Source organism: uncultured Fibrobacter sp. (genome assembly GCF_900316465.1).
In the GTDB taxonomy this organism is placed as follows: domain Bacteria; phylum Fibrobacterota; class Fibrobacteria; order Fibrobacterales; family Fibrobacteraceae; genus Fibrobacter.
Window position 1 is genome coordinate 92,481 of record NZ_ONDD01000003.1, and the last position, 26,551, is coordinate 119,031.

Consider the following 26,551-nt stretch of genomic DNA (forward strand, 5'->3'; position numbering starts at 1 on the left):
ATGACAAATTTACCGCTTTGGTTTGTACCTCTTTTCCCGCTCTTGGGAACGATCCTACTTGCAACGATTGCCCTTGTTTCTTCGGGTAGCAAGAAGGGCCCTTCCGAAGGCTTCGTGGGCGCCCTCTCGGTGTTGTTCCCGGTGCTTTCGTTCTTGAGCGTTGTCTTGCTCGCTTTCGGTATGCCTGAAGAAGGTGTCCGTCAGACGCTTTGCAACTGGATTGATATCCCGCTGCTCAAGGTCGATATCGGATTCCTGTTCGACGGCCTTTCCCGCGTGATGCTCCTGTTTGTCACTGGCATTGGTTCGCTCATCGCTCTCTACTCGATCGGTTACATGCACGGCGACCGCGGCTTTACCCGCTTCTTTGCCTACATTAACCTGTTCCTGTTCAGCATGATCGTGCTCGTGCTTTCCGACAGCTTGCTCCTGACCTTCCTCGGTTGGGAAGGCGTGGGTCTCTGCTCTTACTTGCTCATCGGTTTCTGGAACCACGACCTGAACAACTGCAAGGCTGCAAACAAGGCCTTCATTGTGAACCGCGTGGGTGATATCGGATTCCTGCTCGGTATGCTTTGCTTGGCAACCTTGGGCGGCTCCGCTATTCTGAATTACGATGCCTTGAATAAGTTCATTGAAATGCTCATTGCCGGTGGCCACGTGGATCTCGCCGCTCCGATCTTGATGATTGCGGGCCTCTTGTTCTTCGTGGGTTGCACGGGTAAGTCTGCTCAGATTCCGCTTCTCACCTGGCTCCCGGACGCTATGGCCGGTCCGACACCTGTGTCTGCACTTATCCATGCTGCTACCATGGTGACTTCGGGCGTTTACCTGCTTGCTCGTCTTAGCCGCATGTTCTCGGTGATTCCTGAAGCTCTCGTGATTATCTTGATTGTGGGTATGCTGACCGCCTTCTGGGCTGCTGTCGCTGGCCTTTTCCAGAACGACATCAAGAAGGTGCTTGCTTACTCGACGATTTCTCAGCTCGGTTACATGTTCATGGCCGCAGGCGCTTTCGCCTTCGACGCTTCTATCTTCCACGTGTTCACCCACGCCTTCTTCAAGGCCGCCCTCTTCTTGGGTGCCGGTGCCGTGATTCACTCCCTTGCGGGTGAACAGGATATGCGTCGCATGGGTGGCCTTATCAAGAAGACCCCGATTACCGCTTGCGTGATGATCTTCTCGTTCCTCGCCATTATCGGTTTCCCGGGCTTTGCAGGTTTCTGGTCTAAGGACTTGATTCTGGAACGCATTTACACGAATGCTCCGTATGGCGATTTCTTCTATGGTGCAGGTCTCCTCACGGCTGTGATTACGGCGGTCTACATGGGTCGCTTGATTATCATGACGTTCTTTGGTGAATACCGCGGCTCCAAGGAAAGCGAAGAACACATTCACGAAGCTCCGGCCAGCATGCTTATCCCGATGGTGGTGCTTGCTTTCGGTGCTGTGTTTGCCGGTTACCTGTGGGCCGATTCCATGGGAATCAAGTTCTTCGAACATACGCTTGCGCCGGTGGTGGGCGATGCCCAGAATTACTTGACGAGCAAGCTTGATATTGCCCATGTGAACCCGATGACCTTTGCCTGCTTCGGTACGGCCGCAGCAGTGCTCGGTATGATTATCGCTTTCGCGGTCTACGGACGTGCGCGCGTTCCGCGTATCTCTACCAAGGAAAGCAGCGCTCCTGTTGGTTTCAAGGCCGATTGGACGTTCTTCTTTGACTACATCCACGAAATTTTCATTGTCATAACGAAGGTTGCCGCTTTTGTTGTCGACATGATTGTCGATAAGATTCTGCAAGGTATTCAGTGGACTATCGGTTCCATTGTCGAAATCGTGGGCGATGGAGTGAGCTCCTTCCAGGTGCGCAAGGTGCGTGTGCAGCTTACGCTTAGCTTGGTAGGTGTCGTTGCTTTGGTCGCTGTTGTTCTTTTGACCGGAGGTTTGTTCTAATGCTTTTACATCTCCTCGTCTTAGCTCCTTTTGCTGCTGCCATTTTGATGATGGCAACATCCAAGGAAGATCCCAAGTCTTCTTCTAGACTGGCCTTCTTGTTCGGCTTTACCTTCGTCGCTTTGTCGATTTCCCTGATTGCCGCGGGCAACCAGGCGACCGAAGCCGTCGAATGGTTCCGTATTCCGGGTGCGAAGGGCCCCGTTTACTACTACCTGTATAGCCATGGTCTTGGCGCCTGGATGGTGTTCCTTTCTACGGGACTTTCCCTGGTCGCCTTGATTACGGGCCGCAACACCTTCGAAAACAACTACCGCAACTTTGCAATCGCCATCTTTGCGTTGATGGGTGCCATGAATGGTACCTTCCTCGCTGCCGATGCGGTGCTGTTCTTCTTCTTCTTCGAAGCAATGGTGTTCCCCGCAGCAGTGTTGATCGCTGGCTTTGGTGGTGCTGACCGCAAGAAGGCTGCCATGACGTTTGCGATTTACACCCTGGTGGGTTCTGCCCCGATGATGGTTGCCCTTTGGTATCTGCTTACGGTTGCAGACAATTCTCTGGTGCTTTCTTTGGCGGTGGCAATCCAGAATCTGGACCCGTCGATGCAGGTGACACTCCTGGTTTGCTTCTTGCTTGCCTTCCTCGTGAAGACTCCGTTGTTCCCGTTCCACGGCTGGCAGGCGATTACTTACGCCGAAGCTCCGGCTCCGCTTTCGGCAATCCTTACGGGTGCCATGAGTAAGGCTGGCGTGTTCGGATTCATCGCCTGGATTCTTCCGATTTTCCCGCTTTCGATGGAAGTTGTCGATAGCATGTTGTGGCTCGGCTTGTTCACGGCGATTTACGGATCGCTCATGGCTCTCCGCGCTACCGACGGCAAGAAACTTTTGGCTTACAGCTCTATGGGTCACTTGGGCCTTGCTGTGGCAGGCGTGTTCAGCTTGTCTGAATCGATGCTTCCGGCTGTGCTCGTGCTTTTGGTCGCTCACGGTCTTAGCGCTGGCGCCCAGTTCTACCTGATGGGTATTGCAGAACGCTTTGCCGGTACCCGCAATATTGAACAGCTCGGCGGTCTTTCTGCCCGCAATCCGGTGTTCAGTTCCCTGTTCGGTTTTGTGGCTGTGCTTTCGCTTGCGGTGCCTGGTACTGCCGGATTCGTGGGTGAATTCACGGTGCTCATGTCCCTGTGGGATATGGGTCCGCTTCCGGCCCTTGCCGCAGGTCTTTGCCTGATTCTCTCGGCCGCCTACGTGCTCCGCTTTGTGCAGAAGGTTATCTTCGGTAAGCCGGCCCGCGACTACGAAGATGGCAAACGCATGACCGCTCTCGAAGGCTCTTCGGTCGGCGTCATGGGTGTTCTCCTGTTGGTGTTCGGTATGCATCCGGCATTCATCACCAACGCTCTGCAGCTCTTCGATGAAACTGCCGTGCAAGAAATGAACAAGGTGACGCACCAGTCCGATGTTGCCACCGATGCAACCGTCGAAGCTTCTGCCGATTCTCTTGGCGACGCCGTGGTTGACGAAAATATTGCTGCCGTGGCACAGCCCATGACCGAAGATGATTTGCGTCAGCTGGATTCCAACTTGAAGGCAAACGGCTTTACCGACGAAGAACGCGCTTCGCTGATTGCTCAGCTCAAGAACATGAGCGAATCCGAAGTTGCCGATGCGGAAAACGCTTCTGAATCTAACGAGGCCACAGCAAACGAGGAGGCTTCTAAACATGAGTAATATCGTTAATCTTTTGCCCGTGATTTTGGTTGCCGCAGGCGCCCTGGTGTCGCTTGCTGCTGAACCGTTCATCAAAGACGAAAACAAACACAAGGTGCTTCCTTGGGTGGCAAGCTTCTTTATCGCGCTTGCTGTCGGTGCTTACTACCTGACGACGAACGACACGTTCATGGACTTGTATGCCATGGACCCGATTCGCCGCGTGCTCGGTGCATCTGTTCTCCTGTGCGCTTTCCTTGGCATTTCGAGCCTCCAGTGGACTCTCGGTCATGAAAAGTTCAAGGGTGGTGAAGCTTACGGTCTGTTGATGCTTGCCACTGCCGGTGCGCTTCTAATGACCCAGTCCATCGACTTCTTGGCTCTCTACCTGGGCATGGAACTTTCCAGCTTCCCGATTTATGCCTTGGTGGGTCTGCGCCGCAAAGACGTGAACGCAAACGAAGGTGCCTTCAAGTACTTTGTTTCCGGTGCCATTTTCAGCGTCATCTTCCTTTACGGTGTCGCTCTCATTTATGGTGCTACCGGTTCTACGCATATCTTTGCCTCTGTTATCGCTGGCCGCGGCCTGCTTTACGGCTTGGGCGTTCTCCTGGCTTTGTTTGTCCTCCTGTTCAAGGCGGGTGCCGCTCCGGTGCACTTCTGGGTGGCTGACGTCTATACGGGAGCCTCTGTGGCTGTGACCGGCTTTATGGCCGCCGTCGTCAAGGTCGGTGCGCTTGCCGCTCTCGGTACGCTTTGGCTGGGCTCGCTGGTGACCCGCATCGGTTCTGCTCCGGCTTGGAACCTCGCCGAGCAGGTGACCATCCACAGCGAAAACAAGAGCTTGTTCTATGTGATCGTAGTGGTGTCGTTGCTTTCTATGGCCATCGGTGCTTTTGGCGGTCTCGCCCAGAAGTCTATCCGCCGCATTATGGCATACTCCGCCGTGATGAACGCAGGCTTTATCGTAATCGGCCTCTTGCTTCCGGATTATGCAACCGAAGGTACGGTGCAGATGGGTGCCATGTTCTACTTCTTGATTACCTACGCCATCGGTAGTGCCGGTGCTTTGGCCGGTATTGCTTACCTTGCTGGCAAGGACGACAAGAACGAATCTCTGGAAGATATCCAGGGCCGTGGCCGCAAGCGCCCCTACGTGGCTGTCGCTACGACGGTTTGCTTGGCAAGCCTTGCAGGTATGCCGCCTGTTGCTGGTTTCCTCGCCAAGTTCACGCTCTTTACCGATGCCCTTTCGGGTGGACTCGGTGTAATCGCAGCGATTGCCTTTGGCCTTTCGCTCGTGGCCGCAGTGTTCTACCTGCGCATCGCCTTTGTGCTGTTCATGCCGATCCAGGCTGAATGCGCATGTAAGTGCTGCTGCGGCAAGAATACGGCTTTTGCCTACTTGCTTCGCTTTGCGGTGACCCTTGCTGCAATCGCGCTCATCTTCATCGGAATTTTCCCGAAGTATGCGCTGATTGTGTAATTCGCGAATAGCTTTAGCAATCCTTAAAGAATTGATTAAGCCCGCTTTCGAGCGGGCTTTTTCTGTGCTTTGTAAAAATAATGCTTGAGAAAGCAGTACTTTTCTTATATATTTGTTACATGCACTCAGAAAATATTTAATCTAGGAGACTCATAATGAACAAAAGACTATTAATGGCTGTGAGCCTTGCTTTTGCTCAAATGGTGTGTGCTCAGGCCACGAAACATTTCTTTGTGATGATTTCGCCTGACTTTGAAGAATGGATGTCTGCCGTACCGATGATCAGTATGGATGGTGGAATGACGGGTAAAGCCATGACCGCTGTAGATGATATGTGCGGTTGGTTTTCTTATGCATTTACCGGTGAAGAACTTACGGACAACGTGGTGCTTTACCGTGATGACGACACTGAACGAGAAGACGTAATAGGTGTGAATGGTAACTGGGAAACCGCTGCCACGGCTCAACCGATAGCGTTGAAAATGCTCTTTAATATGGGAGTTGATTCCCTGTTCTTTGTACCAGACGAAGATCAGAAAACCAATGGCGATGGTTACTACTACAGCAAGGCGGAAGTAGACGGTATAGAAGGTACCTGCTCTTATGTTTTGGCCTCCATTATTTACGATACTGATGCTAGTCTGCATCCGGCATTCTCTTGCTATTCCGCTAGTGGCAAAGATTGCCAGCAAGGAGCCTTGGATGTAAAAGCTGTGGCCGCACAGGAAGCCGCATATGCTTGCTTTGGTGTGACTCAGGGCCTTGTGTATTCAACTCTTGATGCGACTGTTCCTCAGTCCCAGAGAAAGCCGAAATTGAGTGCTAGCGGCAAGAAGTGCTTTATTGATGAAAAATACTTTAATATGTTGTTTAATTATACTCCGGGCGTGAACGAAAAGAGCTGCTTTGACATGCCGTTCAAGCGCGCCAAGGATGGCAAGTGGGAATTCGACTCCGATTACTATACAAGCCCGGGAACTTCTGCACAGGGTGGTTTTTATCCGGTAGAAACGACTACCGATGCAACAATCCTTGCTGCTGACCCGACTCAGACCCCGCTCAAGGCTGCTCGTACTAAGCGTACTGCTGATGGTCCGGTGTTTTATAGTTCGGCTCTCCGTGCCGAAGATCCTATTGAAGGAGTTCCTGTAATTGATATTCTTTGTAATGGTCCGGGTTGGAATGGCGGCATGGATTGCGAAGGTCTCTTTGCCGATGGTGAAAGCACAACTGAGCCAATTTCCAGCTTCCTCGGATTAAGCGCATATGCCTGTATTTTTGGTTGGAGCTGCCCCCAAGATCCCCCTGAAGGTTGGGCTTTCTATAATGGAGAACCGCGCTGGACATCTAAGGTAAATGATGATGGCACTGGTGGCCGTAATCAGCATTACTGTTTAGAATCTCATGCTAAATTTGTTTATAAGCCCGGTCTGAAATTTAGCTTCCGTAGTGAGGGGGGTGATGCTTGGGTCTTTGTTGATAACAAACTTGCTGTGGATCTTGGAGGCGTTCATTTATCGGCGCCGGGTTATGTGGACCTAGATAATTTTAAAGGATTAAGTGGTTCATTTGTTGCAGGAAACCAGTATGACCTAGACATCTTCTACTGCGATCGCCGTACTACTATGGCAGGCCTGCGTATCAAGACAAATGCATACATTTCGCGGAAGACTGCTATTAGCGTGAAGGGTAAAAAGAATCCGACAAATCCCGCTGAAACGTCTTACGAAATCTGCTACACGGCGACAGGCGATGGTTCTTGCGCTTCTGCTCTGACGGGTTCTGACGAAGGAAAAACCTATTGCGGCTCCGAGCTTCTGGAGGCGGGCGTAATTCCCTCTTACACGCTCGTGAACGGTAACAATATTACCGAAAACGTCGTTCCTGATTTTGAAGATGTTTCTACTTCGGGTGTGTACAAATGCGGTATCAATTTGACGAATCCTGCCACTCCGAAAGTGGACATGGATAAGTTGTGCTTGGGTGGTGGCCGTTATACCTTGTTCGTGACTATTGGTGGCAAGTCCAAGAAGGTGGCTGCCTTCCGTATGAGTAGCGATGTAGACGTGGTCTTTGCAAACGGTGTCGCCAAGGATACGAACGGTGTTGCCCTTAAGGATGGTAAGTACATCGTGGAAATCTCCGCCGTGGCTGGTGAAATGATTCCGATCTATATCTCCAATGTTGCTTCTGACGCCGATTCCAAAGACGTTGAAATCCTCCCGCAGGAGGCCATCGGTGCTGAATACACGCTTTCTTTTGATAAGTTGATGAAAGTGTATAGAAAGAGTGTTGACTCAAAGGGGAAGGAAACGTTCCAGAAGATTAGTTCTGGTGAAATGCTGACGATCGGAGAGTCCGGTATTGATACCCTCTATGCCACAGTCGATAAGGAAGATATGTCCGATTCTGTCCAGTCCTTCGAAGTGAGCGTAATGGGTAGACCCAACAGCTTGAAGCTGATCTTCGCCCTGTCAGAGGAACTTATTGAAGATAAAATTCCTGTTAAGCGGAATATTGATTTCGCTGCGCATTCTTTCCGCGTGAGCATGACTGGTCCGCTCCAGTTTACCATTGTGATGAATGAGTCTGTCGCATCGATCAAGAAAAATTTTGCGGTGATGGATCTGCAGGGCCGAATTGTACAACAGGGTGTAATCAATTCTACGGAGACCACTGTACCGGTGTTGTCGTCCGGCACCTATGTGGTCAAAGTTGGCCAGGAATTGCAGCGAATCAACGTTCGGTAGTTTCTAAAACAGGCTAAATCAAAAATCGGTCCGAATTCGGGCCGATTTTGTCGTATAGGGCAAAGGTCGGGGGCTTTCTCTGCACTTTGTAAAAAAATACTTGCGAAAGATGTGCTTTTCTTATATATTTGATACATGCACTCAAAAATATCTTTATTCGTTTTAAGTTTCCTTCTGCTGCCGGTATTTACGGTTGCTAAGCAGATTGCCGTTCTAGAAACTGTCGCGCAAAGTGATTTGCTGACACTTCAAGAAAAACAGTACCTGACCGATGTTCTGCGAGGGGAGGCGGTTAATGTATTGCCCGCCGAACAGGATTGGACGGTTATGACGCGTGAAAGCATTAACGCCTTGTTGCCTCCTGAGAAAGTGGCTGAAGAATGTGAGGGCGCCTGTATTGTTGAAACGGGCAAGGCTGTTTCTGCAGATTTTGTTGCCCAGGCTCGTGTGATAAAATTTGGTTCTTCGCTGGCCATTAGTGTAGAACTTTATGAAATGACCGAGAATAAGTTGGTGTCGAGCTTTAATGGCCGAGGCGCGAATGTTGAAGATATTGAAAAAATCATTAAGGAACAATCTCCGGATTTTTTCAAGAAAGCTTGTGGTTCGGCTTGTGACAACCAGAGCGCCGTTGAAGAAGCTCCTATAGGGCATCAGCGCGTTATTGTAGAAATAGAAACGGACCCTTCTGGGGCAGTTCCTATGGTAGATGGCAAAGCTATTAAATGTACTAGCACGCCTTGTAAGGCCCTGTTAGAAGTGGGTGAACATCGTTTGACTCTATCAAAAAAACTTTTTGAGGATAAAGATTCGCTTGTAAATATCGTTGAAAATAATCAGAAACTTTCGTTGAAATTGGAATCAAATGCGGGTTCGCTGGCTTTAAAACCTGTTATGCCGGGAAAGTTTGATCAGAATCAGGCGAAAGTTAAGATCGATGGAGAAAAAGGACAACTCGGAATCAATGAACTTGCACCCGGTGCTCATAAGGTTGTTATCAAACATCCTTGCTATGATCCGATAAAGTTAGAAGCAACGGTTGAAAAAGGTAAAGTCTCGATATTCAGTGATACATTGAAACGCGGTGTCGGTGGCTTGGAATTGGAGGCCCATCAGGGTGGTAAACCGCAATCGGTGCCGGTTTATTTTGATGGAGTCAAGGTGGGCGTAACCCCGTTCTCGGGAGAAGTCCCGTTGTGTGCGAAAATAGAGGTTGGTGATTCGTCTAATCGAGAATCGGTTCTTGCTGATTTGAAATGGCGTGAAGTCGTTAAGGTTGTTCATGAAATGAAATCGTCCAAGGAGAATCCTGTTGCACCGCAGAAAGAAACGGCTAAACCTAAAGACCAGAAAAAGCCTCTAAAGAAAAGGTTCTGGGCGGGCTCTTATATTGCAGCAACCTATAATGATTTCTACGGAACAGAATTCGGTTTTGGAAATTTGAAATCCGGTGATGATTATACGCTGAAGGTGGATGGTGCTGATGATCTTCTGGGCAATTATTGGGGAGTCGGCTTAAATGTCGGTATCAGTGGACTTTATTTGTTCAACCCGATGCTTGCGCTTCACGCTGATTTAGGTGTTGCGTCTAGGCGCGGTTCTGGAAAATCGGATGTCTCTGTAAAAGTGTTCTGGGATGATGTTACTCGCCAGCCTGAAAAGTCTGACTTGGAACTGGAATACTATGTTCGACAAATCAATATTGATGTTCCGTTGGCATTGCGTGTGATGTTGCCGAAGTCGACCTATGCAGAACTGGGACCGATGATGTCGTTCAATCTGTATTCCAAGACTAAGTTCTCTGTAACGGATGTTTATGGTACAGAAGATTTCAGGGAACATGACTGCTTTAACGCCTTTGAACTAGCAATTGTGAGCGGGGTAGGCGTAACGCGTCCCTTTGGCAAAACAATGCTTGATGTTGGTTTGCGCTTTGTTGTTGGTGTGACTCCTCTTAGCGATGGGGATGATTCGCCGAGAACTTGGCAGTGGCAGTTGAACGTAGCATATTGGTTTATTTAGTGGAGGGGTATGAATATGAAGTCAATGTTTAAGACGATTCTTTCAACTATGCTCCTGGCGCTTGCTGGGCAGAGCGCATTTGCTTTGGATGGTCGGGTTTGCGCCGAAGGAACCATTTACCTGAATGCCCCGGCATCTTGGACGGAAGCTTATGCTTTTGCTGGCGGCACATTTGTTCCTTTTGAAAAACAAGCTGATGGCTGGTGGACCGTTTCTTCTTCCCAAGTTGGTATGGGACCGGATGACTCGTTCATAATTACCTCGGCAAAAAATGACTTCTGTCAGAAGCCAGGCATCACAAGCTTGGAATGGGACCAGGGGCAATGTTCCTATCAGGCTACGATTCCTTGTAGCAAGACGGGTGACCTTTATGTTTTTGAAAATCCGACGAATCCGGGAAAGACCGTGTATAGCGAAAATCCGCCTAATGCAAAGCATTTCTTTGTGATGATTCCGCCGGATTATGAAGAATGGATGTCTGCTGTGCCGATGATTAGTATAGATGGTGGTCAGACGGGTAAGCCCATGACTGCTGTAGATGACATGTGCGGTTGGTATTCTTATGTATTCTTTAATGAAGAAATCACAGATAATGTGGTACTTTTCCGTGACAGCGATCTTGAACGTGAAGATATGATTGGCATGAATGGTAACTGGGAAATGAGTGCCTCTGCACAGCCGATCGCTTTGAACATGCTTTTTTCTTTAGGGTCAGATTCGGTCTTCTTTGTTCCTGATCAAGAACAGAAAACCAATAACGATGGCCTCTATTATAGCAGGGCCGAAGTTGATGGTATCGAAGGTAGTTGCTCTTATTCCTTGGCGGCCATTATTTATGACACAGATGCCAGTCTGCATCCGGCATTTTCTTGCTGGTCTATGGGGGGTGAAGGCTGTCAGGGCATTTCTGGTACGGCTGCTCAGGGTGTTGATAAGAAAATTGCTGTTAACGCTATTAACGACTGTATTGGTGTGATTTCGGGTATTGTGGCTGATGAACTTGATGAAACTGTTCCACAGTCCCAAAGAAAGCCGAAGATGGGCAGGAACGGTAAGAAATGCTTTATTGATGAAAAGTATTTTAACCAGTTGTTCAACTATACCAAGGGCGTGAATGAAAAGAGCTGCTTCGATATGCCGTTCAAGCGCGCCAAGGATGGCAAGTGGGAATTCGATTCCGACTATTATACCAGCCCGGGACTTACCGTACAGGGTGGTTTCTACCCGGTAGAAACTTCCACCGATTTGTCTATTCTTTCTGCTGATCCGAATCAGACTCCCGTTCCTGCTGCCCGTACCAGGCGTGCGGCAGAAGGCCCGGTGTTCTATGGTCCGGCTCTCCGTGCTGAAGATCCTATTGAAGGTGTTCCTGTAATTGATGTTTTGTGCAACGGTCCCGGTTGGGACAGGGGCATGAATTGCGAAGGTCTCTTTGCCGATGGTGAATCCACATCTTCTGCAATCATATCTCATCTTAATCTTGGTGTAAGTGCATGTGTACTTGGCTGGAGTTGTTCTTATGATGCTCCGAAGGGTTGGGCATTCTTTGTTGATGGAACTGAAACAAGGACTACTAGTGAAATGGGGTATCCTCGCTGGACGTCAAAGGAAAATGCTGCCGGTACCGGTGGTCGTAACCAGCATTTCTGCTTCGAATCTCATGCCAAGTTTACTCATAAGCCAGGGCTGAGATTTAGCTTCCGTGGTGACGATGATATTTGGGTCTATGTTGACAACAAACTTGCCGTGGACCTTGGTGGTACTCATTTGGCCGCCCCGGGTTATGTGAACCTTGACAATTTCAAGGGAAAGAGTGGAGCCCTTGTGGTTGGAAACCAGTATGACCTCGATATTTTCTTCTGTGACCGTCGCACCACAATGAGTAACGTGCGTATCAAGACGAACATGTACATCCAGCAGAAGACCGCTATTCAGGTGAAAACGACAAAGGATAAACAGAATCCGGCTGAAGTGTCTTATGATGTTTGCTACACCAAGTCGGGCGATGGCTCTTGCGCTGCGGCTATGACGGGAGACCAGATGGGAGAAACTTATTGCGGTGACCAAATTACGAATGCCGCTATGAATATTTCTTATACTCTTGTCTATGGAAACAAGCTTACTTCTGAACCGGTGCCTGGTTTTGAAAATGTCTCTACTCCGGGCGTGTACAAGTGCGGTATTGATTTGACTTCTTTGACTGCTCCGAAGGTGGATAAAGAAAAGGTGTGCTTGGCTGGTGGCCGCTATACACTGTTCATGAATATCGATGGCAAGTCCCAGAAAATGGCAACCTTCCGTGTGAGTGGCGATGTAGATGTTGTTTATGCAGATGGTGTGGCTAAGGATACGAATGGTGTTGACATTCCGGGAGGTAAGTACAATTTGCAGACTTCCGCTATAGCTGGCCAATTTGTTCCTATCTATGTATCTTCTATCACTCCAGCCGAAGGCAATACGAATGGCGTTGAAATCTTCCCGCAGGATGCTATCGGTGTGGAATACACGCTTACATACGACAAGGCACTGAGTCTTTGGTATGAGTCCGTGACGCCCGATGGTACGATTCGTACAAAGCTTGCCTCAGGTGAAAAACGTGTTATTGGACCCGCTGGTATTGATACGCTCTATGCGACTGTCAACATGGACGACATGACTGCTCCTATCCAGACATTCAAGGTGGGGGTGGCTGGCCGTGAAAATGCCGTGTCGATTAGCTTCTATCTGCCGCAGATTGCCTTTATTGAATCTATCCCGGAAGAAGGTGCCAGCGCCATGGTTGTTAGGGGCCAGACTCCGAATGCTGATGGCTCTTACGAAGAACTCTGGGCCGGTTCTGTGTATGATTTACACCTTGCCGTGTTGAAACCCAATGATGACGGTTCTTACAGCCTCTGCTTGACGGAATGTAACGGCCTCAAGATTCATAAGGGATCGATGACTTCTCCGAAGATTGACTTTATCCCTGAAGAAACAGAATTTAACAACGGTTACGCGACGATTTCTGTGCGCTCGCTGACCAAGTACCGCTGGGATATGGATCCTGCTATTCACAATCCTGCAACGATTGTTGCGGAATACAATGATTATGTGCAGGCCGTTTATAGCCCGATGTATTTCCGCGATCCGCCGGTACCATTCCCGGTTTTGGCAGATGTGTTTGACGTGAAGGGTGCAACGCCCGCACAAGAGCTGATGATTCCTGAACCGTACTTCAGCATGTCTCAGGAATACTTGGATGGTATCGGTGATTCGGTTGCGATTTACTATGATCGTCCGATTCATAGGGATTCCTTGCCGACAAAGGTTTGCGTGATGTGGGATTCGACTACGGCAGAACACCATAATCCGTATACGGAAGGATTCTCGAATATTCCGAAGGATACGGCGATAGATTGTAACGCTTTGTTGAATGTGGATGCTAATAGTGTGGACTGTTCTTCAAAAGAAGCAAATGGCTACTGCTCCAATGTTATCACCATAGGTGGTCTCAAGCTGTCTGAAAAAGTGAAAACATCTGGTGTTGGCATTGTGCGTGCATATTCTGTATTTGAAGATAAGGGTAAGAACGTGAAGCAGGGATTTGTGGCTGCACTTACAGACCGCATTGCTCCTGTGCCGCTACGTGCAGAATTGCATTCTTTGAAGGATGGAAACCAGGCGGATTATGATAGCCTTGTTGTGGTTATGTCTGAACCTGTCAAGCTTGTGGCTACCTCCGATAAGAAGAGCGCTTTGGATTATTATTTGAACTCTGCAACTGACCAGTCCGAAACAAAACGATTCGCCTCTGTTTTGGAGAAAACCGCTGTGGTGGTAAAGGCTGCAACTGAACCGGTACTTAGTGTGATCCCGGCAACAGGTGAAGGCCGTATCAAGTATATTTACTTGCGTAGCAGTTCTTCTCCGCATATTGGCGACTATGTCCGCCTTGCCGGAGACCTTGCAAACGTATTCTGGACTGATGCCGATACGGCGCATTATTCGCAGTCGTCTAAGGAATCTCTGCGTACCGCAATTGACGAGGTCTACAACTGGAATTCTCCTACAGGTTATAACGAAACAAAACGTCTCCCGTCTATGTGGGTGTCTATTGTTGGCGGTAATCCTGAAGCATTTGAAAATGATCCTGATTATGAATACGCAAAGCCTTCCTTCCGCGTGAGAATGACTGGTCCGTTCCAGTTTACCATTGTGATGGATGAATCGGTTACGTCGATCCAGAGAAACTTTGCCGTGATGGATCTGCAGGGCCGAATTGTGCAACAAGGTGTAATCAATTCTACGGAGACCACTGTACCGGTGTTGTCGTCCGGCACCTATGTGGTAAAAGTTGGCTTGGGAATGCGCCGAATCAACGTTCGTTAGCGAAAACGAATCTGTTTAACTAGAAGAAGAATCCTTTTTTGTTAAATTTATACAAAAAAGGATTTTTTTATGGATAAGATTTATCGTTCGGGCATCGGTTTTGATGTTCACAAGTTGGTCGAAGGCCGCAAGTGCATTATTGGCGGCGTGGATATTCCTTACGAAAAGGGCTTGCTCGGTCACAGCGATGCCGACGTCTTGCTGCATGCCATTAGCGATGCCTTGCTGGGCGCTGCTGGCCTCGGCGATATCGGTACGTATTTCCCGGATACAGACCCGGCGTTCAAGGGTGCTGACAGTTTGGAACTTTTGCGCAAGGTGGGCGAAGAAGTCCGTAAGGCCGGTTACGAAATCATCAATATCGATAGCATTGTGATGTGCGAACGTCCGAAGGTGAACCCGCATAAGGACCAAATGAAGGCGAATATTGCCCGTGTGCTCGGCCTGGATATCAAGCAGATCGGTATCAAGGGTACTACCACCGAAAAGCTCGGTTTTACGGGCCGTGGTGAAGGTATTGCCAGCCAGGCTGTTGCCATGGTTCGCAGCCTTTAATATCTTTTGTATAAAATACATAGTTAGGAGAACAAAGATGCTTAAACGAATCTATGCAGCTGTATTGCTGCTTGTGTTCGCCCAGGTTTCGTATGCAGCCTGGGATGGTTCCGTCAAAATTCCGAAAACGGTCAAGACCGACGGCGTAGAATACTACGAGATCACCTCTCCCGAGGAATTGATCGGTTTTTTGGATTCCGTGACGACGAAGAACATGGGCAAACCAAGCCTCAGGGCTTATTTGAAGAACGATATCGTTTTCGGTGCGGATACGTCGAAGCTTTGTTCCAAGCGGTGGGTGCGTAGTGGGCGTAGCGAGTTCTTCGAAGGTGATTTTGATGGCAAGGGCCACACTATTTACGGCTTGAATGCGGAACGTTCGTTGTTCCAAATCGTGGGTCAGGGGGGTGGCCTCGTTCACGACTTTAATGTGGCGAACAGTTCTTTTGGCAGCGATACGGCCTATATGGCCGCTGCGGTAGTGACTGAAATGCAATCGGGGCTTTCGAACGTAAACGTAATCAATACGGATGTTCGTAGTGGATTTATCGCAGGCGGCGTTGTGGCTCGAATGCTGAGCCCTTCGGATGCTCAATTGGCTTATATCTTGAGCTGCAATATGATTGGTGGTTCCGTTAAAGGTAGCACCTATGTGGGTGGTGTCGTGGGAACGGCTTATGGACGCGTTGCCGGTTGTACCAATTCGGCAAAGATTACTTTTGTAAAGAATGAAAAAGTAGGGCCGGACTACAATGTGTTTGTTGGCGGTATTGCGGGTGATGCCGATGCTCGAGATGGTATATCTATTGAAAATTGCGTTAATCGTGGTGATATCGAAATGGTGTCTGGGTCGGCGCTGTCTTATGCGGGGGGTGTTGTCGGTTATGTGTTGGGCTCTGTGAGGAACCTCCAGAATTACGGAAATGTTTCTGCGAAGACGGCCTTTACTTGCGATACGGTAAGTTCTGATTGGCAAATTACTCTTTATGTCGGTGGTATTGCCGGTAGTAAGCATTTCCATAAAAACGAAACTAGCGAAACCCGCGATTTCGTGAACGAGGGCGATGTGACGGCAATCGTCGAGTCTGCACTTGACGAAGGCACCTTGATGGTGGGTGGAATCTTTGGTGAAAACAGGAATAACGCTTTCCGCAATGCACTGAATAAGGGTGCTATCAAAGCCTATGGTACTGGTGCGTACAGAAAGGTTTATGCCGGCGGTATTATCGGTAATGCCTCGATTTATACGGATGTTCGTGGCTTCGAAAAGTTAGGAAACCGCGGCACAGTCTCTGCTGAAGGCCCATACCGTGTATGGTCGGGTGGCGTTGCCGGTTATATGGAACGTCGTGGATCTTCGGAGTTGCCTGCTTTGTCGTTGTCGTACAACTATGGCGATATTACAGGATCCGTCACGGATGATCCGACTGAATACGGAGTCCTGAATGTGGGTGGTATTCTGGGGAATGCCTATTATACAATTTTTAGCGATGTCTATAACCGAGGTAAAGTGATTGCCAAGGGTAAGCTGAACATGGGCAATAGCGAAGTGGGCGGCCTTGTCGGTTTTTGGACTTATCCCGATTCGTCTGTAAAGAATACCTATAGTGCAGCTCCCGTTGTGAAGGGCGATACCATTGGCGGCCTGTTTGGATTTACGGGATCGTATGTGGCGCCGACGAATGCGTACTATGATGGTTCTCTTGTTGATATTGCGACGATGGGAAGGTATTACTATGATGGTGCCGTTTGCACGGATTGCAAGAAAACGACTGCAGAACTGCAAAGCGACGAAATGCTTGACTTGCTGAATACGGCTGGCGGAACTGTTGCTAATCGCGGCTTGTGGACACGTCGTGGCGGTTATCCGGTTTTCAAGTTCGATTGCCTGTATAAGAATGATTCTACTTATTTAGATATCCAGCGCTATGCGATGCCGCCTTCTCAAGCAAATGGCGATACCTTGGTTTATACCATTTCTAAGCCGGAGGAATTGGCAGCCTTCTTGGAAATGCGCCGTTATTTTGAGAACTTCCGTTATAAGAAAGTAAAGGTGGAACTTGCAAACGATATCGTGATGGGTAGGGACTCTACGCTTTTGTCGGTGCGTCAAATGTCTGCAGATTCAGGCTTTGGCACTTGCATGAGTGCCGACTTTAATGGCAATAACCATACCATTTACGGCCTCAATATGTCGAGAGCGATGTTCTTCTGCATAGATTCTGGCACAGTTGCAGAGAACTTTACGATTGCAAATAGCCGTTTCGAAAATGACTGGGGCTATTCTGCCGCTGGTGTGACTGTGAAAAACAGTGGATGCGTCAGAAATGTAACGATTCGCAATAGCTTTGTTCGCGGAGGATATTCTGCGGGCGGCCTTGTTGCCGATAACCATAATGTGAAAGCGGGTCTTATACTGGATTCCAAAAACGAAAACACGACGGTGATATCGGCAAATATTGCGGGCGGTATCGTGGGACAGTCTGATGGCGTGTTGCAAGGTGTTCGCAATTCTGGCAGGGTGTACGGACGTCTTGCAGGCGGTATTGTGGGTAATGCGTCTCCTTATTATACGTTCTCGAGCGGTACAGGTTTGGTCAGCGATGCATCCAATTCGGGAATGGTTATTTCTTCTGGTGCAGCCTCTGTTGCTGGTGGTGGCATTGTTGGTTATTGTCAGTTGACAACCGTAAGCAATGTGTTTAATACGGGCTTGGTTGAAGGCTCTGCTAATTCGGGCTCCCTTTCGGTGGGTGGCGTTGTTGGCGTGGCAGATTCCAATTCGACCATAACGACAATTGGTAACTGGGGCCGCGTGCATGCCCTGACCGGAAAACAGGTCTACGCGGGCGGCTTAGTGGGACGCATTGATGGATATATCTATCGAATCCCGAATAGTGATAATTTTGCGTATATTACTCCAGTGGCATATAGCTTTAACTATGGTCCCGTGACTGTAAAGAGCGCACTTGAAGAATCCTATGCCGGTGGGCTCATTGGTAAGGGCAAGGGCTTTACAATGCAAACGGCTTATAACAGGGGCAGCGTGAAAAACGGGGCGAATATCGCCGAATCCGTAACGGGTGGTATAATTGCTACAGTGGATTCTGCAATCATTGCGCAGACGTATGCCTTTGCCGAAACCTTGACCGGTAAGAAGGTGGCTGCCGTGACGTACGAGGCTACGGGCTTCGATACGTTCAATCATGTGCTTTATAGCTCGGATATGGGTGACTATCCGGCTTATAATGGCGCTTCGGCGGACATGCGAGATTCGATTGTGGAACCCCTGAGCTTTGAAGAAATGATTTATCCGTCTGTGATGCAGTTGCATCCGGGTTTCAAGAGCGAAAGATATGTTGACAAAGGATGCTTGCCGGTATTCAGTTATGACACGACGAGCGCTTGCGCGATAACGGTGGTTAAGGACTTCTTTGGCGATTCGGATGAACCGTACAAGGTGGGCTATATTGTAGACGTCTTCTACACGGATTCTACTTCGAATCCGAGTGATAGCGGCTTGACTCCTGTGTTGCCGAAGCCGGTGGTTTCGCTGTTGCAGGTGGAAGTCTCTGGCCGTAACGTAGCCGTGACGGGTTTGCTTGAAAATAGGCCTGTGATGGTGTTCGATATGCGCGGCCGCATGGTGGCGTCGGCAAGATTCCATGGGACTTCGGTGAACTTGATGATTCCGAAGTCGGGCCGTTACCTGGTCCGTAGCGGTAAACAGTCTCGTTTGATTGTTGTCCGATAACCTAGAGAATTTTTTGTTAGGAGATTCGCTATGTTGAAAAAATGCTTGGCTGTAGCAATGACTCTGGTTGCCTAGGTAGCTTTTGCTGCCATAGGTGATTCAACGAAATTCGATCAAGATAAATTTGAACGAATCGGAGATACGCTGTATTACAAGATTTCTACTGCCGAGCAATTTGAAAAACTGCTCGAAGGAGTGCGAATCGAAACTGACGGCTATGTCGTTGGCCTGATTGAAAAAGACCTTGTCATGGGCAAGGATACTCTTCATTTGGCAAAGAATAAAATGTCTGTTGATACGAGCGGACGATGCACGAACCTGTATCTCAATGGCCAAGGCCATACGATTTACGGCTTGAACATGTCTAGAGCCATGTTCTACTGCGTCGAAAACCTTGTAGAAAACTTGACGATCGCGAATAGCCGTTTTGAAAACGATGAAGGGTTGTCTGCCGCAGGCGTTGCCGTTCACTTAAAGGATAATGCCTGTGTCCGTAATGTGAAAATCCGTAACAGCGTTGTGAAAAGTGAAGACATCGCTGCAGGTCTTGTGGCGTATAACGATGGCGCCATGCTTAACGATACGAATGAAAATTCGCTGGTTTCTTCGACCAATATCGCCGGCGGCCTTGCGGGTTCGCTTCGCTATGTGATTATAAACTCCCGTAACAGCGGACGTGTGTCGGGTCGTGTTGCTGGCGGCATTGTAGGCTCGGGCGATAAGCTGGGTACAGACGGAGGAACGATTACGGGTTGCTCTAACAATGGAATGATTCTTGGTAATGGAAGCGGATCTGTTTCGGTAGGGGGCATCGCAGGGTATGCTCACCGGACATCATTTAACGGCCTGAAAAATACGGGCCTAATCGAAGGTAAATCTACATCAGGGACGCTCACGGTGGGCGGAATTGTAGGCAGACTTGATACTACGCAGAATGTCGTAGATTGCGGCAACTGGGGTAGAGTTCATGCTCTTTCGGGCAAAAAGGTCTATGCCGGCGGTATAGTGGGCTTGTATTATGGCGAACTCCAAATGGTGGGAGAAACGCTTAGTCGTGTTTCCTGGTTAGTAACCTCCTATAATTACGGCCCGGTAACAGTCAAGGCGTCCGAAGATTTTGCCTATGCGGGCGGCCTTGCGGGGTATATAACGGGATCGCTAATTTCGGCGGATTACAATAGGGGTACCGTGAAAAACGAAGGCTCTTCGAAAAATCGATATACGGGAAGCCTTGCCGCATTAGCGGATTGGTGCTCGGTTGCGGGCAACTATAGTTATGTGGATACTTTGACAGGGAGTCATACCGCTTCGCTGGTGTATGAATTTGCAGGGGCCAACAATTCTATGTATAGATCGTATTATGGCGGCGTAGAGGTTCCCCCAGTCGGTAAATACTCGGATGATCCGTCGAACATATACCAAAAGGATTCGTTGGTGTCTTTAGGCTTTGAAGAAATGAAGGAGGCCCTTCAAATCTATGACGGCGGTAACTGGGTGCGGACGGACTGCATGGCTCAGGCGAAGACGGATACGAATACGGTTTGCACCGTAAAGGTGATTGCCGATTTCTTCGGTGATTCCGATAAGCCTTATGAGGTGACCTTCCTTGAAGAAGAGGGCAAGACTTTTGTTGCGCCGAAGGTGAAAACGCCGCATCTGAAGGTCGTTGTCTCTGCCCGAAACATTTCTGTCTGGGGGTTAGCTCCGAGCCGCCCGGTGCAGGTGTTCGACATGCAGGGGATCTTGGTGACGGCGGCAAATTCCCAGGGTGCTGCGGTGAACCTTATGGTATCGAAGGCCGGGGTTTACATTGTGCGTCATGGAAATGAATCCCGCAGAGTGGCAATCCGTTAAAGTTGAAACGGATTGCCCCGCCAAGTCAAAATTAAATTGGCTGTAATAAAATTTTTCTGTTTTCGTAGCCTTGCGCCACTCGTAAGGCTTTTGACTTATTTCTATATTTTACGTCAGTTTTACAAACAACAATTCACCGCCATGAGCCCGAACTAGCTGAAAGGCAGCGACGATGATCCGGTAGTGGCGCTTCATAGGAAGGTCCTATAATTATGACTTGGATGGCGTTAAAAATGTTAGGGTGCCTAGCCCTGCTCATGTTCGGTATGAAGTCCATGAGCGAGGCTTTGCAAAAAATGGCCGGTCCGCAGCTCAGACATGTGCTCGGAACCATGACCACGAACCGTTTCACGGGGATGCTCACCGGCATGTTCGTTACAGCCTCAGTACAAAGTTCGACCGCCACCACGTTGATGACGGTCTCTTTTGTTAATGCGGGGCTCCTTACGCTCATGCAGGCCATCTCGATTATCCTCGGCGCCCACATCGGTACGACGGTAACGGCATGGATTATGAGCCTCGGGTTCTCGTTCAACATCGCGAACTTCGTCTACCCGGCGTTCTTCATCGGTATCATTCTCGTGTACCTGAACAAGAAGCGCGTGCTAGGCGAGTTCCTGTTCGGTGTCGGTTTCCTCTTCCTCGGTCTTACGACCCTCAAGGAAACTGGTTTCGCGGTAGTACAGGATCCGGGTGCGAGCGCTTCCATCAGTTCGTTCTTTGCCCGCTTCAGCGACCCGAACTTCTTCAACTCGCTGTTCTTCCTCGTGATGGGTACGGTGCTTACCCTGTGCGTGCAGTCTTCTGCCGCCATCATGGCCATCACGATGATCCTCTGCTCCACCGGCGTGCTCCATATTGACCAGGGCATCATGCTCGTGCTTGGCGAAAACATCGGTACGACGATTACCGCGAACATCGTGGCGCTTTCCGCCAATACGCAGGCTCGCCGCGCGGCCCTTGCTCACTTTACGATTAACGTGATAGGCGTTATCTGGGTAATCATCGTGCTCAAGTGGTTCCTCGCTGCCGTCTGTAACGTGGTTGGCTTCGACCTCTCCATCCACATGGGCGAACCGGGTTACGAAAAGAACCTTGCGAAGATTTCCGTGGTGCTCGCCACGTTCCACTCGGCGTTCAACGTCTCGAACACATTCATCCAGATTTGGTTCATCAAGTACATCGAAAAATTTGTTTGCAGGGTCATTAAGCCCAAGAAATCCGATGAAGAGGAAGATTCCCGCCTGCACTTCATTAGCTCAGGCCTGATGGGCACTCCGGAACTCTCGCTCCTTGAGGCCCGCAAGGAAATCAGCCTGTTTGCGACCCGCACTCGCAAGATGTTCAACTTCGTACCGAACCTGCTCGAAATGAAGGAAGAGAACGACTTCGTGAAGTTGTTCGCCCGCATCGAGAAGTACGAAGGCATCAGCGACAACATGGAAATAGAGATTGCGAAGTACCTGAACCAGGTGAGCGAAGGCCGCCTGAGCCCGGAGAGCAAGACGACCATTCAGGCAATGCTCAGGGAAATTTCCGAAATCGAAAGCATTGGCGATTCCTGTTACAACATGGCGCGCGCCATCAACCGCAAGTTCCGCAGCAAGGAAGATTTTACCGCGGAGCAGTACGAGCATATCAAGCATATCATGGGCCTGTGCGACAAGGCGCTCGAGCATATGATAGCTGTTCTCGACGATAGCCAGCAGGTGGATGCGAACCGTACGCTGAACCTGGAAAACGAGATTAACGATTACCGCAAGCTCCTCAAGGAAAAGAACGTCGCGGATATCGAGAACCAGAAGTACAGCTACCAGATGGGCGTCCATTACATGGACGTGGTGAACGATTGCGAAAAACTGGGCGACTACGTGGTGAATGTGGTAGAGGCGCATGCCAACAAGAAGTTCTCCACCTAGTTTAATTCGCCTATAAGCGTCGCCATACTGCGTCATGTGAACTTTCTCGCCGAACTCTTGCACGGCGGTGTATGGCCGGTATGGTGTCAAGGAGCCTTTTGCTCCGAGCATTTTTGTACAGTCTATTTTTACAAGTAAAATCCATGTAAAACGCGGATAAAACCTTTGTGAAGCCATTCCGTCGGGTATTGGATAAATGCGGAGGTATTTTTATCTTATTATTGGGTAAATTGTGAATATGATTTACATTGTTGAAGACAATTCCGAAATCCGCGAAATGGAAGCTTACGCTCTCAAGAGTAGCGGTTTCGAAGTCGGAGCCTTCGATTGCGGGAAAAACCTTGACGAGGCTGTCAAGGCCCGCGTGCCTGACTTGTTTGTCCTCGACATCATGCTGCCGGGCGAAGACGGCCTTAGCATCCTGAGACGTCTCCGTACGCAGGAATCCACGTGCAATGTTCCCGTCATCATGCTTACCGCGAAGAGTTCCGAACTGGACAAGGTCAAGGGGCTCGATCTGGGGGCCGACGACTATATCGCAAAGCCGTTCGGTGTCCTGGAATTCATTTCGCGTGTCAAGGCGTTGCTCCGTCGTTCGGGCATGGTGAATGTCGAAGCGGATGAACCGAAAATTATTTCGCTCGGGGATGTCTCGCTCGACGAGGCCAAGCGCACCGTCACGGCGGGCGGCGAGAATGTGGAACTCACCTACAAGGAATACGAACTCCTGAAGCTTCTCGTGTCGCATCCGGGGCTCGTCTATTCCAGGCAGCAGCTTCTGGAAAAAATCTGGGGCATCGATTTCAAGATGGATACGCGGACGGTCGATATGCACGTCAAGACGCTCCGACAAAAACTGGGCGAGCGAGGTGCGATTATCCAGACGGTCCGAAACGTAGGGTACAAGGCACAATGAAAGACCGCATCCGCTACAGCCTAATATACATGGGAGTGATTGCGGCGCTCTTTGCAGTCTTTTTTACGACGCGTGTATTTGAAGGCGAAATGGCGGAGCAGCTCAAGGGACACCTGCGCGAAAACCTGCGCCTCATAGAAACTTCGTACAAGGGGGAATCGCTCGGCGGCGAGCCCCAGAAGCTCGCGAAGTTTGCAAGCAAGGACCTCCGCATCACGCTTGTTGATTCGAAGGGCGGAATCCTCTACGACAGCGATGCCGAAGCGGCCAAGATGGAAAATCACAACGACCGCGAAGAGATTATCGATGCGTTCGCGAAAGGCGTGGGCGAGGACCTGCGTTATTCTTCCACGTTGCAGGCGCAGGTGTTCTATTTCGCGAAGCGCCTGAGTGACGGGAACGTGCTCAGGCTCGGCATGCGTCAGGCGAACCTGCAGAAGGTGTATTCCAAGACGATCCCGTACCTTGTCGTGCTGCTCGCGGCCATTGTGGCAGCAGCTATCCTGATAGCCATCGGGCTCAGCCGTACCTTCGTAAGCCCGCTCAAGAAGCTCGTGGATCAGCTCGGCACTCCCGAATGGATGAAAATCGAGAACGTTTACAAGGAAATCGCGCCCCTCGTGAATACCATCCGCAAGCAGGACTTGGAACTGCAGCTGACTATCGAACAGCTTTCGAACGAAAAGCAGAAGATGGCTCACCTGAAGGATGAATTTACCGCGAATGCTTCGCACGAGCTCAAGACTCCGCTGACCTCTATTTCGGGCTATGCGGAACTCATCGAGAGCGGCATGGCGAAACCCGAGGATGTCAAGACGTTCGCGGGCAAAATCCACAAGGAAGCGAACCGCCTGCAGTCCATCGCGAACGACATCATCACGCTGTCGAAGCTCGACAACCATGGTGGCGAACCGTTCGAGCTGGGCGAAAAGGTGAACCTCTGGAACGTTGCGCATTCCTGTGTAGAGAGCCTCGGCCTGAACGCGAGTAAGAAGTCTATCTCGCTTTCGCTGGAAGGCGAAACATCCGCAGAAATCATCGCGAACTCCAAACTGCTTTACGAAATGATTTTCAACCTGGTGGACAACGCCATACGTTACACGGAGTCGGGCGGCAAGGTCGTCGTGCTCGTGGAACAGGGCTCCATTGCCGTGAAGGATTCAGGCATTGGAATCCCGGAGGAATGCCAGTCCCGCATCTTTGAGAGGTTCTATCGTGTAGACAAGAGCCGCTCCAAGGAAACCGGCGGAACGGGTCTCGGACTTGCTATCGTAAAGCACATCGCCGAAGTCCTCCATGCGACAATCCACTTGAATTCGATCGTTGGTCTCGGTACCGAAATCAAGGTCGGCTTTACAACCCTTTCAAAAACGAATAAGGTTTTATGATACTTGCAATTCTAAAAATGATCGGTTGCCTTGCGCTCCTCATGTTTGGCATGAAGACGATGAGCGAAGGCTTGCAGAAACTTACCGGCGGGCACTTGCGCGCCGTACTTGGCACCATGACCAAACATCGCCTGGGCGGGCTTTTGACGGGTACGTTCGTGACGGCCGCCGTGCAGTCCTCTACGGCGACGACCGTGATGACGGTGAGCTTCGTGAATGCGGGGCTCCTGACGCTCAAACAGGCCATTCCTGTCATCATGGGGGCGAACATCGGTACCACGGCAACGGCGTGGATCATGTCGATTTTCGGTTTCCAGTTCAACATGAGCAGTTTCGTGTGGCCGTTTTTCGGGCTCGGCATTGCGCTCAGCTACGTGCGCAAGAACAGCGTGAAGAGCTTCGGCGAGTTCGTGTTCGGTTTCGCGTTCATGTTCCTGGGCCTTACCACGCTGCGTGAAAATGCGGTGGCGATGGACCTCGCTCACAACGAGGCGATTATCAACTTCTTTGCGACCACGGGCGGTTGGGGCATGCTCTCGACACTCCTCTTCTTGCTCCTAGGCGGCATTCTCACGATGTGCGTGCAGTCTTCCGCCGCCATCATGGCGATTACGCTTATCCTTTGCAGTAGCGGCGTGCTCCCGATTTACCAGGGCATCGCGCTCGTGATGGGCGAAAACATCGGTACCACGGTGACATCGAACCTGGCGGCCCTTTCGGCAAGTACGCAGGCGAGGCGCGCGGCCTTGGCGCACATGCTGTTCAACGTGTTCGGCGTGGTGTGGGTGCTAATCATTTTCAATCCGTTCGTGAACATGGTTTGCCATTTTGTGGGCTTCGACCCGAATTTCGTGCCGCAGACCCAAGAAGAAATCGCCCATGCGAGCGTGCGCGTGACCTACGCCCTTTCCGGGTTCCATACCGCATTTAACCTGTGTAACGTCTTGCTCCTTATCTGGTTCATCAAGCCGATGGAAAAACTCATCTGCAAGATTATCAAGGATAAGGAAGATGGCGAGGATTTCGGCATCAAGTTCATCAGCGGTGGCCTCATGAGTACCGCGGAACTTTCGCTTTACGAAGCCCGCAAGGAAATAATCCTGTTTGCCGAACGCACCCTCAAGATGTTCCGCATGGTGCCGGAACTGCTCCGCTTGAAGAACGAGGAAGAATTCGCGAAACTGTTCGCGCGTATTGAAAAATACGAAGTCATCAGCGACAAGCTCGAAATGGAAATCGGCGAATACCTGAACAAGGTGAGCGAAGGCCGCTTGAGTCCCGAAAGTAAGACAAAGCTGCAGTGCATGCTCAAGGAAATTTCCGAAATCGAGAGTATCGGCGACGCCTGCTACAACATGGCCCGCGTCATCAACCGCAGGTACCGTTGCGGTGAGGACTATACCGAGGAACAGTACCGCCGCATTGACGGCATGGTGAAGTTCTGCGACCAGATGCTCGAACAGATGCTCCTGATTGTCGAGAACAAGCCCGAAGCGAGCCCGAAGGCGGTATTGACGCTTGAATACGAAATCAACGATTACCGCAAGATGCTCAAGGAAATGAACGTGAACGATCTCAATGCGCAGCGCTACAGCTACCAGATGGGCGTCCACTACATGGACTTGATCAACGACTTCGAGAAGCTGGGCGACTACGTGGTGAATGTGGTGGAAGCGCATGCGAACAAGAAATTCTCGACCTAAGAGAATTCGTCTATAAACTTCGCAATTCTGCATCACGATTTGGCTCACGTACGCTTTGTACGCTACGCCAAATCGTTCTTTGTTACTGAGACTCCACGCTTTTAGCGCGGGAAATGGGCTTTGCCCATTGTTCGTCGAAGGATGTCGTAATCATATCTTGTCGGAAAC

13 protein-coding genes are annotated in these 26,551 nt (G+C 50.0%); all 13 read left to right on the forward strand.

Features of this window, described 5'->3' with window-relative positions:
- The 13 genes from nuoL (at position 1) to QZN53_RS01990 (ending at position 26,383) form a co-directional block, all read left to right on the forward strand.
- On the forward strand, positions 1 to 1,956 hold the full coding sequence (gene nuoL / locus QZN53_RS01930; protein ID WP_163437079.1) for an NADH-quinone oxidoreductase subunit L: 1,956 nt from the start codon (positions 1 to 3) through the stop codon (positions 1,954 to 1,956).
- The gene (locus tag QZN53_RS01935) at positions 1,956 to 3,689 is read left to right on the forward strand and encodes a NuoM family protein (protein ID WP_163437080.1); all 1,734 of its coding nucleotides are present in this window, start codon (positions 1,956 to 1,958) and stop codon (positions 3,687 to 3,689) included. Before nuoL ends, QZN53_RS01935 begins: the two co-directional genes overlap by 1 nt.
- A complete protein-coding gene (locus QZN53_RS01940; protein ID WP_163437082.1) occupies positions 3,682 to 5,154 on the forward strand; it encodes an NADH-quinone oxidoreductase subunit N in 1,473 nt (490 codons plus the stop codon). Before QZN53_RS01935 ends, QZN53_RS01940 begins: the two co-directional genes overlap by 8 nt.
- Before the next feature lie 155 nt (positions 5,155 to 5,309).
- Positions 5,310 to 7,904, forward strand: coding sequence for a fibro-slime domain-containing protein (locus QZN53_RS01945; protein ID WP_163437083.1), 2,595 nt, complete (start codon positions 5,310 to 5,312; stop codon positions 7,902 to 7,904).
- A gap of 135 nt (positions 7,905 to 8,039) precedes the next feature.
- The gene (locus QZN53_RS01950) at positions 8,040 to 9,926 is read left to right on the forward strand and encodes a PEGA domain-containing protein (RefSeq protein WP_163437084.1); all 1,887 of its coding nucleotides are present in this window, start codon (positions 8,040 to 8,042) and stop codon (positions 9,924 to 9,926) included.
- A 15-nt stretch (positions 9,927 to 9,941) separates the two neighbouring features.
- Positions 9,942 to 14,294: a fibro-slime domain-containing protein gene (locus QZN53_RS01955; protein WP_163437085.1), complete on the forward strand. Its 4,353-nt coding sequence runs from the start codon at positions 9,942 to 9,944 to the stop codon at positions 14,292 to 14,294.
- 69 nt (positions 14,295 to 14,363) lie between these two features.
- Positions 14,364 to 14,849 carry a 2-C-methyl-D-erythritol 2,4-cyclodiphosphate synthase gene (gene ispF / locus QZN53_RS01960; protein ID WP_088627170.1) on the forward strand — a complete coding sequence of 162 codons (486 nt, stop codon included), beginning with the start codon at positions 14,364 to 14,366 and terminating at the stop codon, positions 14,847 to 14,849.
- A 37-nt stretch (positions 14,850 to 14,886) separates the two neighbouring features.
- Positions 14,887 to 18,603 carry a peptidase A26 gene (locus QZN53_RS01965; protein ID WP_163437086.1) on the forward strand — a complete coding sequence of 1,239 codons (3,717 nt, stop codon included), beginning with the start codon at positions 14,887 to 14,889 and terminating at the stop codon, positions 18,601 to 18,603.
- A 195-nt stretch (positions 18,604 to 18,798) separates the two neighbouring features.
- On the forward strand, positions 18,799 to 20,457 hold the full coding sequence (locus QZN53_RS01970) for a hypothetical protein (protein ID WP_163437087.1): 1,659 nt from the start codon (positions 18,799 to 18,801) through the stop codon (positions 20,455 to 20,457).
- Positions 20,458 to 20,678: 221 nt separating this feature from the next.
- Positions 20,679 to 22,376, forward strand: coding sequence for a Na/Pi cotransporter family protein (locus tag QZN53_RS01975; RefSeq protein ID WP_294651170.1), 1,698 nt, complete (start codon positions 20,679 to 20,681; stop codon positions 22,374 to 22,376).
- Between the two features lie 238 nt (positions 22,377 to 22,614).
- Positions 22,615 to 23,292, forward strand: a complete 678-nt coding sequence (locus QZN53_RS01980; protein ID WP_163437088.1) for a response regulator transcription factor — start codon at positions 22,615 to 22,617, stop codon at positions 23,290 to 23,292.
- Positions 23,289 to 24,680 carry an ATP-binding protein gene (locus tag QZN53_RS01985; RefSeq protein ID WP_163437089.1) on the forward strand — a complete coding sequence of 464 codons (1,392 nt, stop codon included), beginning with the start codon at positions 23,289 to 23,291 and terminating at the stop codon, positions 24,678 to 24,680. Before QZN53_RS01980 ends, QZN53_RS01985 begins: the two co-directional genes overlap by 4 nt.
- Positions 24,677 to 26,383, forward strand: coding sequence for a Na/Pi cotransporter family protein (locus tag QZN53_RS01990; protein ID WP_163437091.1), 1,707 nt, complete (start codon positions 24,677 to 24,679; stop codon positions 26,381 to 26,383). The genes QZN53_RS01985 and QZN53_RS01990 overlap by 4 nt, the downstream gene beginning before the upstream one ends.
- The last annotated feature ends 168 nt before the right edge of the window (positions 26,384 to 26,551 follow it).

Coding starts and splice junctions, on each gene's coding strand:
- nuoL (WP_163437079.1), top strand. CDS start 1: ATGACAAATTTACCGCTTTGGTTTGTACCTCTTTTCCCGCTCTTGGGA.
- QZN53_RS01935 (WP_163437080.1), top strand. CDS start 1,956: ATGCTTTTACATCTCCTCGTCTTAGCTCCTTTTGCTGCTGCCATTTTG.
- QZN53_RS01940 (WP_163437082.1), top strand. CDS start 3,682: ATGAGTAATATCGTTAATCTTTTGCCCGTGATTTTGGTTGCCGCAGGC.
- QZN53_RS01945 (WP_163437083.1), top strand. CDS start 5,310: ATGAACAAAAGACTATTAATGGCTGTGAGCCTTGCTTTTGCTCAAATG.
- QZN53_RS01950 (WP_163437084.1), top strand. CDS start 8,040: ATGCACTCAAAAATATCTTTATTCGTTTTAAGTTTCCTTCTGCTGCCG.
- QZN53_RS01955 (WP_163437085.1), top strand. CDS start 9,942: ATGAAGTCAATGTTTAAGACGATTCTTTCAACTATGCTCCTGGCGCTT.
- ispF (WP_088627170.1), top strand. CDS start 14,364: ATGGATAAGATTTATCGTTCGGGCATCGGTTTTGATGTTCACAAGTTG.
- QZN53_RS01965 (WP_163437086.1), top strand. CDS start 14,887: ATGCTTAAACGAATCTATGCAGCTGTATTGCTGCTTGTGTTCGCCCAG.
- QZN53_RS01975 (WP_294651170.1), top strand. CDS start 20,679: ATGGCGTTAAAAATGTTAGGGTGCCTAGCCCTGCTCATGTTCGGTATG.
- QZN53_RS01980 (WP_163437088.1), top strand. CDS start 22,615: ATGATTTACATTGTTGAAGACAATTCCGAAATCCGCGAAATGGAAGCT.
- QZN53_RS01985 (WP_163437089.1), top strand. CDS start 23,289: ATGAAAGACCGCATCCGCTACAGCCTAATATACATGGGAGTGATTGCG.
- QZN53_RS01990 (WP_163437091.1), top strand. CDS start 24,677: ATGATACTTGCAATTCTAAAAATGATCGGTTGCCTTGCGCTCCTCATG.